The following is an 11,798-nucleotide window of genomic DNA, read 5'->3' as shown; positions in this document are numbered from 1 at the left end:
AGTATCCATTATTTCGTCCTCCTTTTAGAATAAGGATACTATATTATGTATAGTTAGAAACACAAAAAGCTTACAAAACCAACAGGACTTGAATCTAGCTTTACATAATAAATAACTTTTCATAAGACGAATGGCTTCTGACGGAATTAACGCAAGAAGATTCGATTCACATATTAGAAATAATAGAAGCTCGATTACACAAAACTTCTACTATTTTCTGTTCTCAGTTTGCGCCAGATGGTTGGCAACAGAAAATTGAAAATGTTCAGTTGGCTGATGCAATACTAGATCGTGTCGTTCATAATTCGTATAAAATACTTATCGATGGTGAAATCTCTATGCGAGAACGCCATGGATTAGGAGAGATATCATGATTTCACAAGAGATTGAAGATCGAATTGCACGCTACTATTTCCATCGTTATCTTCCTGATCACATAATGGAGGAGCTAGAATCCTTGCTTCTCCCACATTTTTTAGAGGAAGAAGAGCCTTCGGCTGATGATATAGTGAGAATGGCAGTTAAGTATATTGATGACGCTTTAGCAGAATAAAATTTAGGCTACTCATCCATCACCTGGATAGTAGCCTTTTCTTAAGCAAATTAAATTATTTTGGAGCACCCTCCGCACCGATGGAGTTATCTTCCGCATTGAGTGGGGCTAAAGTCCGCACAGGTGGAGCTATCTAACCGCAATATTCACCAATAAGGCAATTCATAATGGTATATAGGATTCGCAAAGAACTTAATGTCATTGTTCGAGTTTTTTCTAACTGAAACTCTTCTTTTTGAACACGGAACAGTTCTTCGATTCGCCAACGAGTGATATAACTTTTTAGGATACGTAGGACGTCGTCCTTCCCTTTGATTGAGTGGTTCGTTAATAATTTCATTGGCTTTTCGCCATAACCATATACAACAACCATATTTAGAGGCATATCTTGTAAAACAGGCAACTTAACCTTAATGTGACTAACCTTCAGGCTATATTCTTCGCCTTGTATTTCGGTTTTAAAATTGATTTTTCCTTTTCGTCGTTTTGCTAAATCAGGTACTTTTACTCGACGATTTTTATGTATTAAATACCGATTATCATTTAACCGAGTGACGAAGTGATGTCCGATATTTTGGACATATTCATATATCGTATTTCGGTCGTACCCGCGATCCATAACGAAGGTTGCTTTTTTCTTTCCTAAAAAAGTATGGACGGTATTAAAGCCTTTGGCTATTTCAATATTTTGACTTTGGAAATCTTCTTCTTTAGAAGAATACAAATGATTATACAGCGGTAAGGGGTGTTTCGTTTTTGGTGAAGCCATTGAAAAATTAAGGGTAGGATAACCCTTCTCAAGAACATTCTTTGACCCATCACGTACTAGAGCTAAATTTTCCATCTTTTCGGCATAGGGTTTAACAATTTCTGATTCGTCTACAATAATCAAAGGGTTATCTGGAATAGATGTTTTTAAAGTATTTAAGTAGTTTCGATGGATCTGTTTCAAATCGTTTTCTTCAGCGGCATTACGAGATAAGCGCTTAATGGTGTACTGTAAATCAATCTTTTCTTCTAAGGCTCGTGCAATATCTGATAATAGTGTGTTTTGCGCCTTAGACATTCCATATAAAATATCACTGTAAAATTTCTTTCTCGGTTTCGAAAGACCTTTGGTCAATTTTTCTAAAAATGTAAGTAAATTTCGCTTCATTTGATAAATTTCCGTAGATTTCATGGTAGAATAACCTCAGTTCCTGTTTTTGTTTTTTTGTTTTGTCGTGACTCAATTATAACATGGAACAGGATGCAAATAGTCCACAGATTTATGCTGTGGACAGCTAAAAAGCCCGAGGAATCCATGTTTTCCACATGTGTATTTCTCGGGCTTTTAAAGTTATTCTTTAAATTAGAAAATTTTGGGTAAATTCAAGTTGCATTCTCTCTTTAATTAATTTATAGTTGCACTAAGATAGAAGGGGAGAAAATCAATGTTTAAGAAAATATTAGCCTATGGGGAAAACGAGAAAAAGAGCATGTATATTTCCATTTTACAATGTATTTTTAGTGTGGCATTCAGTATCGTTCCCTATTTTATGATTTATCTGCTCATTTCCAGATTAGTAGATGATCAACCTTTTACAGTTTCCTATGTAGGAATAATTGCAGCCATTATTACCGTTTCTTTGATTTTAGAAAGTATACTCTATGTCACAGGGTTGGGTAACTCCCATGTTTTTGCATTTAGAGTCTTGGAAGAAATAAGAAGAAGCTTACAAGAAAAGCTGGAACAGCTGCCGATTGGCTATGTGGAGGATAAAGGAAAAGGGACAATGAAAAAAGTGTTTGTCGATGATATTGATAGCATGGAAACATTATTGGCCCATGCTATTCCAGAAGGCATCGCTAATTTAACCATTTCCATTTTTGTGATTATCAGTATGTTGTTGATAGACATTAGATTGGGATTGCTTGCTTTAGTCACCATACCTATTGCTCTAGTTGCCTTTTTTTACATGTTCAAAATAGGGAAAAGTAAGATGGCAGACTATTTTACAGCTGGTCAACATATGAACAATACAATCATTGAGTACATTAATGGTATGGAAGTAGTAAAAGTATTTAACCAAGAAGGACAATACTTTGGAAAATTTAAAGAAAGTATCTTGAATTACAGAGATAAAACACTTGCTTGGTATAAAGCTTGTTGGCCATCTATGTCTGTATACACGATCATGTTTTCATCGACGGCACTGGTTATGTTACCTGTAGGTTCTTATCTAGTCCTTTCTCAAAGTGCAGAACTCTCTCAACTTGTACTCACTTTTTGTCTAGCATCCAGTCTTGGAATTCCTTTACTTCGATTGATTTCCTTTGTACCGGCATTGATGCAAATTAATTACAAAATTGAAGTTTTAGAATCTGTTATGGAGGAAGAACCCATCAAAACCGGCACTAGTGAATTTACCGGGGCAAATTATGATGTCACATTCAATAATATTTCATTCAATTACGATGATGAAGTTGTCGTCAATAATTTGACCCTTACTGCAAAAGAAGGTGAAACAACAGCTTTAGTAGGAGAATCTGGCAGTGGGAAAAGTACGTTGGCAAAACTGTTAGTTCACTATTACGATGTTGGTACAGGCAGTATTACGATTGGAGGGCAGGATATAAGCGAGTTGAGTTTGAAAACATTAGGTAATTTGGTTTCCTATGTCTCCCAAGATGTTTATTTATTCAATCAATCAATTCTCGAAAATATTCGCATCGGGAACCCTCGTGCCACTGATGAAGAAGTGATGGAGGTTGCTCAAAGGGCACAATGTGTGTCCATTTTTGAAAACCTTTCAGAAGGCATTCATTCAATTGTCGGAACACGAGGCGATAAGCTCTCTGGAGGAGAACGACAAAGAATTTGTATAGCTAGGGCATTACTTAAGGATTCCCCTATTGTCTTATTGGATGAGGCAATGGCATATATTGATGCAGAGAATGAAACACTTATCAACCAAGCACTTACTGAATTATCCGAGGGTAAAACAATCATTACGATTGCCCATCGATTAATGAATATTATGGATTCGGAAAAAATCTATGTTTTGGAAAAAGGAAATATTGAATCAGAAGGTTCTCACAGTGACCTTGTAGTAAGTAGCAGTATTTATCAAAAACTATGGAACGCTGCGATAAAAAGTGAAAACTGGCAACCTAAAGGGGGCGAACTTCAATGATATTTAAATTAGTGAAAAGGGTTCTTGATTTGTCTGGTGAATATAAAAATCGGATCAGAGTAGCATTTTTATTTTCAGTATTAGAGTCCATCTTCCAAAGAATTCCTTTAGTGCTTGCCTTTTTAACGATTGTCGCACTGATGAACAACCAAATGACTGGGACTCATAGTATCTTTCTGTTTTTCGTATTGTTGCTATCTGCATCTTTACAAATGTTGTTTCATTATATGAATGATAGGCTTCAAAGTGATGCAGGCTATCGAATTTTTGCAAGGCTTCGAATTAAACTAGCTGACAGGTTTAGAAAGATTCCGATGGGATATTATACAGAAGGAAATATTGGGAAAATCAGTTCTGTTTTAAGTACAGATCTGCTGTTTGTAGAAGAAAATATCATGGGTAAAATTGCGAACAGTTTCAATTATATTTTAAGTACAGTGATTTTAACGATTTTTCTCTTTATATTGGACTATCGTTTAGGCTTGGTTGCTGTTCTTACATTGATGATCTATTATTTCCTAACTGAAAAAATGGCACAGGAAACGATTGTCGAAGGAGAAAAAAGGCAGAATCAAAGTGAACTACTGACAGATGAAGTGCTGTCCTTTGTGGAGGGTCTTGCTGTGATGAAAAGCTTCAATAGATTGGGCGCAGGCGCTAAGAGTCTACGGGGAGAATTTAAAAAAAGTAAAAACACAGCCCTGACATTAGAAGGGAAATTTGCTAGCTGGATCGGGAAAACGCATCTTTTATTAGCTATATCCACATCACTTATTTTTATTCTTGCGTTAGTTTTGCATAGCACAGGAGAACTGTCAACAGAATACTTGATTGCTTTACTGCTTTTTGCTCTTGTATTTTTCAAGCCATTAAAAACCTTGACTGGAGAAGTAGGAATGTTGTCGATTATGAATAGTTGTTTGGATAGAGTGAATGAGTTATTTGAGGTAAAAGAATTAAGTGATATAGGGTCTCAAAAACTGCCACCTCTAAATAAAACCAAGGAAGAAGTGGCATTTGAACATGTATCTTTCGGTTATGATGAGAAAGCAGTTTTACAGAATGTGAGTTTTAAACTATATCCTAATACTATGACTGCATTAGTAGGACCTTCTGGGTCTGGGAAAACCACGATTGCCAATCTGTTGACCAGGTTTTGGGATATTAATGAAGGGCATATTAAAATTCGCGGTGTTGAAGTAAAGGAACTACCTTTAGAAACGTTAATGTCATCCATTAGCATGGTATTTCAAACGACCTATCTGTTTCAAGATACCATCTACAATAATATTAAACTAGGGAATGTCAATGCAACGGAAGAAGAGGTATTAGAAGCAGCCAAAAAAGCAAGATGTCATGAATTTATAGAAGAATTCCCACAAGGTTTTGAAACAGTGATTGAAGAAGGCGGTGGAAACTTATCAGGAGGACAGAAACAGCGGATCTCCATTGCGAGGTGTATATTGAAAGATGCTCCTATAGTTGTTTTAGATGAAGCAACTGCCAGTATTGATGCGGATAATGAATATTATATACAACAAGCGATATCAGAATTGGTCAGAGATAAAGCATTATTAGTGATTGCCCATCGTTTAAACACGATACGGGCGGCAGATAACATTTTAGTAATTAATCAAGGAGAAGTAGTTCAGGAAGGCAAACATGACGAATTGGTAAAGCAAACTGGTCTTTATTCCAATTTGTACGGCAAAATAAATATGCAGTCATCCGTCAGTTAAAAAAGTAACATTGTATGAGGAAAAGCATTCATACACTTAAGTCCTTTTTCATTTCAATTTTATTGGAAATAGTGAACAGGCAACTTAAAATAGAAAATTTAACATGGTTAATTACGAATGGAAGAGGAGAATTTTAATGAAAAAAAAGATGAACACAAAAGATTATATTTTTGCAGGGGCATTTGCAGCTCTGTACGTGGTAATTATGCTCGTAGCTATTATGTTACTGGGCTTTAATCCGATTACTTATTTATTGGCACCATTGATTATTGGAATTATTGAGGGTCCAGTATTTGTCCTATATATTTCTAAGGTTCCAAAAAAGGGAGCAATTTTAATTTTAGCTATTTTATCTGGCCTAGTCATGTCATCATACTCATTAGTTCCGTTGGGTATCTCAGTTATTGTTGGTCTGATAGCTGAGTTAATGATGACAAATAGAAATAGGAACATAAAATTAAAAAGTGCTATTGCGTACAGCATTTTTAACATCAGTATTGCAGGAGCGTTCACAATGTTAATTTTTGCAAGAGATCAGTTTATGAAAACATCAGCTGACTATTATGGACAAGACTATGTAGATCGGATTTCAGCTCTGACTCCGGACTGGATTCTTATCGTTTTAGTGATCTTAGCAGTTATTGGCGGTTTGATCGGTGCTAAATTAGGACATAAACTGAATAAGAAACATTTTGAACAAGCTGGTATTGTCTAAAATGTCATCACAAATAAAGACTGTTTTGCACTTTAAAAAAGAAACCTTTTTAGATGTTTCACCAATCACAAAAATTGCAGTTTTTATTGTGTCTTCTGTTGTCATGATAAGAAGTGGTTCATTGCTTGCAGAATGTCTGGTAGGGGTTATGTCTGGTTTGTTTTTATTGAATACAAAAGCATGGGGTCTATTTTATAAGTTTTCATTGGTATTTTTCGGTACTTTGTTGTTGGAGGAAATTGCTAATATAACAGATACAGCACAATCATTCGCTCTTGTTTTTGTTGTATTCAACGTGATTAGGGTATTTTTGCCAACGATAGCCATGTATTATGTTTTGGCAGAAAAAACCACAGCGAGCGAATACCTTGCAGTTTTTAAACGGCTGCGGATTCCAGATGCATTTGCTGTTTCATTTGTCGTGATGCTGCGATTTATTCCAACATTGAGAGAACATCTGCAAAATATAAGGAAAGCATTGGTGTTTAGAAATATTCGAATTGGTCCTATTTATTTTATGAAGCATCCTGTTGTCTCCATTGAAAGGCTGGTCGTGCCGATGCTGATTTCTTCGGGAAAAGTAATGGAAGAACTATCTGCTGCGGCTATGACACGGGGATTGGATGTCGGGAGAAAACGAACGACCATTGTAAAGTTTAGGCTAGGTCTTGTAGATTTACTGCTACTTATTGTTGCGGTAACCTTTATAGTATTTTTCGGGGGAGGGGTTTAGAATGAATGCACTTGAACTTCAAAATATTACTGTAACTTCTGCTGACCATTCACCTCCTATAATAGATGATTTTTCATTAACCGTAAGAGAAGGCGAATGTGTAGTCTTATGCGGGGAAAGCGGCTGTGGAAAGACCACGATTACTCGTGTTATCAATGGACTAATTCCAGAATTTTACAATTCATTAACATTAACAGGAGAGGTTAAACTCTTTGGGAAGTCTACTAAAGATCAAACAATCAGTGAAATTGCTGTAGATGTTGGTACGGTTTTCCAAAATCCCAAGTCTCAATTTTTCAATCTTGATACCTCCAATGAGCTTATATTCGGTTGTGAAAACTTGAATTTAGATCGTAATGAAATTTTAAAAAGAGCAGAACAGACGATATATGACTTGAATCTGGCTAATTTAATCAACAGAAGTATTTTTGAGTTATCTGGCGGGGAGAAACAAAAAATTGCTTGTGGTTCTATTATCTCTATGTACCCTAAAATTTTAGTCCTAGATGAACCAACTGCCAATTTAGATCAAGATTCTATTGAAAAGTTAAAAGCTATTTTGTTAAATTTAAAGGCTACTGGTTTTACGATCGTTTTATCAGAACATCGATTGTATTGGCTCAAAGATCTAGCTGATCGATTTGTGTATGTAAAGTCGGGAAAATATCAAGAAAGCTATTCCTTTGAAGAACTTTACAGCAAAAGTGAGCAAAACCTTTCAGAAATGGGGTTGCGAAGTTTGAATTTAACAACTACGTTTGAAAAAGTAAAAGCCATTACTGAAGGGAAAAAGTGGGAGTTGCATAACTTGGGTGATAAAACACCTGATCCACAACAAGCTCCAGAAATTGTTTTAGAGAATCTGTCCGTATCTTATCAAGATACAACAGTTTTTCAAATCCCGAAACTCGCTTTTTATGGTGGGAGTATCATCGGTATTGTAGGTGAAAATGGGGCTGGCAAAACCACCTTTATCAATACTTTGTTAGGGTTTATGAAATATCAAGGAACAATTCAGGAAAATCAAAGGGTTTTAAATAAAAAAGCATTAAATCAACGTGGATTTATGGTCATGCAAGATGTCAATCAGCAATTGTTCTCCAATACGGTGATTAATGAAGTTCTATTAGGTGCAGATGCTTCAAAACAGCAAGCGCAAGATGTCTTGGGAAAATTGGGATTGTCATCTGTAGAAAATCGTCATCCTGCATCCCTTTCAGGAGGTGAGAAACAACGGGTTGCGGTCGCCTCTGCTCTTTTATCTTATAAACGAATCATTGTTTTTGATGAGCCAACATCTGGATTGGATAGAAGGTCATTAGAACAACTTTGCATAGAAATCCAAAAAATATCATCACCTGATAATCTTATTTTTATTGTTACTCATGATATTGAGGTTATTTTTCAACTTGTAGATGTTGTTTTGCCTTGTACCAAATATGAAGGGTAGAAATTTTTGACAATAAAATGTAAGACGAGGGTAAGATAACATAAGCTTTTCAAATAGTAGGAAAGAGAACTGCCCTGCATCTCATTTTGGGTATTGTGATTGGAACTTTAGTGGCAGTTGTCATTTTCATATCTGCATTACCGATTATTCCTGCTGTTAGTGTACAATATTGGACCTTTATCTTCAAAATAAAGCAAGTGTAGAATATTGCAACTGATTTTCTACACTTGCTTTTTAATTTTGACGAAATACAAATAAGCTACCTTACTTGAGCCACTCTAAAAATTTGCGCTCTTGAACTGGCTTATTTCCTAATCGTATTTTATCATAACTGGATAGATATATGGCTCAACTGGTTCTTCGATTATTTTTACTGTATCCACTTGTATTAAAGGGATCTCTTCTCCATAATAATTTTTAGTGTCTAATGTTCCCTCTAGTTCAATCCATGTGTTTTCTTCATAATTAATCGCTTGGTCAAATTCCGATAAAAAGCCTATGACACTTGCATCTGCAATACAATGCGTGATTACAAATCGTGCGATCACTAATTCGTCTGGATTAAACCCTTCTTCTTTATAGACAAACCCTTTTATATTAATTTTCCTATTCATAAAAGAGTCTGGTTCTGTATTAATTGCACGATAATAAGAGGCATATATATGATCACTCATTTGAATCATATCAAAGGCTTTTAATCTCTCCATTGCTTCGTCATATATATCATCTGTAATAAAGTTATTGTTAGGTAAAGGAATTGTATGCTCTATTATTTGTGAGTTTTCTGTAGCCGCTCCTGGCTCACTGCTTTCCATGAACATTGCATCTTCATTTCCACTATATTGGGATAAATTAATACCTTTTTTACCCGCAATAGAAGCATCCAATGTTGCAGGCGAGAATGCGAAGCCAGTTACTAATGGTAACATAATAATGACATAGCCTAGTAACCTCTTCGGAAATGAAGACGAACCGCCCTCATCATGGTTACATCCAGGAGGACAATATGCGTGGTTATCTTCCTCACTTTCCCATACCCTACATAGCTGGATGAGGAACAAGCATATAAATAAACCGGCAGTAATGAGGCTCATCCAATTGTACTTGGGATTAATATATTTTATGATATCCCCTGTATAATGCAGCTTAATAAAGAATGTAGCAAAGATTGCTAAAATAACCGCCCGCAAAAGATGTTGGAAATTAAAGCGCATGACAACTCGCCTCCTTAAATGAATGAAGTTAACTGAACACATATAAACACAATTACAGTTATTACAATGATTAAAATGAATACAAACTTAGCTTTAAATGCCCTCCATAACATGATTGTATTTTTCAAATCAATCATTGGTCCATATATTAAAAATGCTAGTATCGAAGTAGACGGAAACAAATTACTAAATGAAGCTCCTATAAAAGCATCGGCTTCAGAACATAATGATAAGAAAAAGGCAAGACTCATCATAATAACTGTTGACCCGGCAAGGCTATCACCCAGAATGAAAAGCGATGATGTCTTTACATATGTTTGTACCAATGCCGCTATAAAGGCACCGATAATCAAATATTTCCCCATATCAAAAAACTCATCTATGGAATGTTTTAACATCCCTTCAAATTTGCGCAAAAACGGCTCATTTCTTTTATTTAAATCCGCTGTATGAACAAAGTCTGACACTGTATGTTTAAGTTGATTTGATTTAAACAGATAGCTTATGATCAAAGTGATGAGCAATGCTGCTATAAATCCAACACCCATTCTTAAAGCCGCCATCTTACTATCATTTCCAAAGGCTACATAAGTGGAAAAAATAACGATTGGGTTAATCAATGGTCCTGTCAGCAGAAAGCCAACTCCTGCATAAATAGGAACACCTTTGGCAATCAACCTTCTTACAATAGGTACAATCCCACATTCACAAGCCGGAAATATTGCACCTACTATACAACTAACAAAAACAGCTAAGATTTTATTTTTGGGGATCCAACGCTTAAGATGATCTTCGGTAATAAAAATTTGAATAAAACCTGCAATAAGTACGCCAACTAAAACGAATGGAAGAGCCTCAATTAAAATACTTAAAAAAATAGTATTTGACTGTGCAAAAGAATTCGGTAGTTTAATTGATAATACATCTCCGACAGATTGGCTGACTGAAATAAAATAAACAACAATAAATATGACTAATATACCAGTGAAATCAAATAAATATGAATGAAGCGAACGAAACATGCTCATTATCCTCTCCGTATATTATTCCATTTTAATCTAAGAATCCTTTTTGAAAGTATGCTGCGATAAAATGAGATGAGCTTGCTTGTATCATGATCAACAGAAGTTAATGCCTAGTTAAATAGCTTTGAAAAATGATCTAATATTTCATTTTTATTCAAATGATCCCCTATTAAAACTAAAGTTGGATTGGTTGACTGATTCCCTTTCATTCTTTCCAAGACCAATCTATCTGATGAAAATTGCATATTAAATAATCCAGGATCCTCTTTTAATCTAATGATTCCTTTCCCTCTTAGAACTGTCTTCGGCAGACTATTAAGCCAGTTTTCTAGTTCAAATCGATGCATTACGGGTAACTTGTCTATCTTTAGCGTATTAATTGTGGAATGATGGTGATGCTCATTGTATCCAGTGTTTGATTGATGCACGGCATACCTTTTTGAAAAGAGCTCATTTATGGGAATTTCACCGTATTTTGTCTTGAAAATCTGTACACCTAACCCTATGTCCTCTATTAATTTTTTCTCTATTTTTATGAGAGACTTCTTTGCTACAATATCTATTTTATTTAATAAAATGATTGTAGCACTTGAAATCTGTTCAGATAATAATTTACGTACTTCACCCGTACTTGAAAAAATACTTCGATAAGCTAGAAACTTACTTGCATCTACAAGGCTGATCATTGACCTTAATTCAAATTGATTAAAATACATTGGACTATTTAATAATTCCTCTATCTCAGCAGGATTGGCTACACCAGTACCTTCAATGAATAATACATCGATCGGTTGGTTTTTATGATCTTCTATTAATCTATTTAGCGTTTCTTTTAAGTCATCCTGGATCGTACAACATATACAGCCGTCCAATAACTCTTGTACATTTTGACTTTCAAACAAATGGTTCTCTACATTTACTTCGCCTAATGAGTATTGCGGCCGTTTTTTACCAGCAGTGCGGTTCTTTTTACCACCTTTTGCGGCCGACTTTACCAGTCCTTGCGGTAAAGTTTACCAATTTATGTGAATTGTCATCTTTTTAAAACAACCATCCTTAACTGTTATTACGCCGATTGTAAAATTAAGCTAGACAACTAAAACAGCCATTTGTGGTACACTCAACTTGTAATTCCGACCAAAGAATACAAAGGAGTGACCACAAATGACCTACACCCATCTTACCACGGATGA

General features: G+C 35.3%; 11 protein-coding genes. 7 read left to right on the top strand and 4 right to left on the bottom strand.

What is annotated here, in order from left to right:
• The first annotated feature begins 137 nt into the window (after positions 1–137).
• Positions 138–374 carry an ATP-binding protein gene (locus ACEN31_RS09830; RefSeq protein ID WP_407090591.1) on the top strand — a complete coding sequence of 79 codons (237 nt, stop codon included), beginning with the start codon at positions 138–140 and terminating at the stop codon, positions 372–374.
• Positions 371–553, top strand: a complete 183-nt coding sequence (locus tag ACEN31_RS09825) for a hypothetical protein (protein WP_338488284.1) — start codon at positions 371–373, stop codon at positions 551–553. The genes ACEN31_RS09830 and ACEN31_RS09825 overlap by 4 nt, the downstream gene beginning before the upstream one ends.
• A gap of 133 nt (positions 554–686) precedes the next feature.
• Here the strand turns inward: ACEN31_RS09825 and ACEN31_RS09820 are convergent, their stop codons facing one another.
• Positions 687–1,619, bottom strand: a complete 933-nt coding sequence (locus ACEN31_RS09820) for a transposase (protein WP_407109306.1) — start codon at positions 1,617–1,619, stop codon at positions 687–689.
• Between the two features lie 367 nt (positions 1,620–1,986).
• Here ACEN31_RS09820 and ACEN31_RS09815 point away from each other — a divergent pair, with 367 nt between their 5' ends.
• From ACEN31_RS09815 to ACEN31_RS09795, 5 genes are all read left to right on the top strand, one after another.
• Positions 1,987–3,729, top strand: a complete 1,743-nt coding sequence (locus tag ACEN31_RS09815; RefSeq protein ID WP_407090586.1) for an ABC transporter ATP-binding protein — start codon at positions 1,987–1,989, stop codon at positions 3,727–3,729.
• Complete coding sequence (locus ACEN31_RS09810; protein ID WP_407090590.1) at positions 3,729–5,468, top strand: ABC transporter ATP-binding protein; 1,740 nt, start codon at positions 3,729–3,731, stop codon at positions 5,466–5,468. The genes ACEN31_RS09815 and ACEN31_RS09810 overlap by 1 nt, the downstream gene beginning before the upstream one ends.
• A 136-nt stretch (positions 5,469–5,604) precedes the next feature.
• Positions 5,605–6,183, top strand: a complete 579-nt coding sequence (locus ACEN31_RS09805) for an MptD family putative ECF transporter S component (RefSeq protein ID WP_407090585.1) — start codon at positions 5,605–5,607, stop codon at positions 6,181–6,183.
• Position 6,184: 1 nt separating this feature from the next.
• Positions 6,185–6,916 (top strand): energy-coupling factor transporter transmembrane component T family protein, encoded by a 732-nt coding sequence (locus ACEN31_RS09800; protein ID WP_407090584.1) that lies wholly within the window; start codon positions 6,185–6,187, stop codon positions 6,914–6,916.
• 1 nt (position 6,917) lies between these two features.
• Complete coding sequence (locus tag ACEN31_RS09795; RefSeq protein ID WP_407109305.1) at positions 6,918–8,366, top strand: ABC transporter ATP-binding protein; 1,449 nt, start codon at positions 6,918–6,920, stop codon at positions 8,364–8,366.
• 311 nt (positions 8,367–8,677) lie between these two features.
• Here ACEN31_RS09795 and ACEN31_RS09790 read toward each other — a convergent pair whose 3' ends face one another.
• From ACEN31_RS09790 to ACEN31_RS09780, 3 genes are all read right to left on the bottom strand, one after another.
• Positions 8,678–9,580, bottom strand: a complete 903-nt coding sequence (locus tag ACEN31_RS09790) for a TIGR03943 family putative permease subunit (protein ID WP_407090582.1) — start codon at positions 9,578–9,580, stop codon at positions 8,678–8,680.
• Between the two features lie 14 nt (positions 9,581–9,594).
• Complete coding sequence (locus ACEN31_RS09785; protein WP_407090581.1) at positions 9,595–10,608, bottom strand: permease; 1,014 nt, start codon at positions 10,606–10,608, stop codon at positions 9,595–9,597.
• 107 nt (positions 10,609–10,715) lie between these two features.
• On the bottom strand, positions 10,716–11,603 hold the full coding sequence (locus tag ACEN31_RS09780) for a CobW family GTP-binding protein (protein WP_407090589.1): 888 nt from the start codon (positions 11,601–11,603) through the stop codon (positions 10,716–10,718).
• Positions 11,604–11,798: the final 195 nt, after the last annotated feature.

This window comes from Ruoffia sp. FAM 26255 (assembly GCF_045528525.1).
GTDB classification, from domain to species: domain Bacteria; phylum Bacillota; class Bacilli; order Lactobacillales; family Aerococcaceae; genus Ruoffia; species Ruoffia tabacinasalis.
The sequence above is the reverse complement of the archived record's forward strand: the minus strand, read 5'-3'. Positions and strand labels throughout refer to the sequence as shown.

Excerpts from the sequence above, each read along its gene's own strand:
- ACEN31_RS09785 (WP_407090581.1), bottom strand. The coding sequence starts at position 10,608 with ATGAGCATGTTTCGTTCGCTTCATTCATATTTATTTGATTTCACTGGT.
- ACEN31_RS09800 (WP_407090584.1), top strand. The coding sequence starts at position 6,185 with ATGTCATCACAAATAAAGACTGTTTTGCACTTTAAAAAAGAAACCTTT.
- ACEN31_RS09815 (WP_407090586.1), top strand. The coding sequence starts at position 1,987 with ATGTTTAAGAAAATATTAGCCTATGGGGAAAACGAGAAAAAGAGCATG.
- ACEN31_RS09825 (WP_338488284.1), top strand. The coding sequence starts at position 371 with ATGATTTCACAAGAGATTGAAGATCGAATTGCACGCTACTATTTCCAT.
- ACEN31_RS09795 (WP_407109305.1), top strand. The coding sequence starts at position 6,918 with ATGAATGCACTTGAACTTCAAAATATTACTGTAACTTCTGCTGACCAT.
- ACEN31_RS09790 (WP_407090582.1), bottom strand. The coding sequence starts at position 9,580 with ATGCGCTTTAATTTCCAACATCTTTTGCGGGCGGTTATTTTAGCAATC.
- ACEN31_RS09805 (WP_407090585.1), top strand. The coding sequence starts at position 5,605 with ATGAAAAAAAAGATGAACACAAAAGATTATATTTTTGCAGGGGCATTT.
- ACEN31_RS09820 (WP_407109306.1), bottom strand. The coding sequence starts at position 1,619 with ATGTCTAAGGCGCAAAACACACTATTATCAGATATTGCACGAGCCTTA.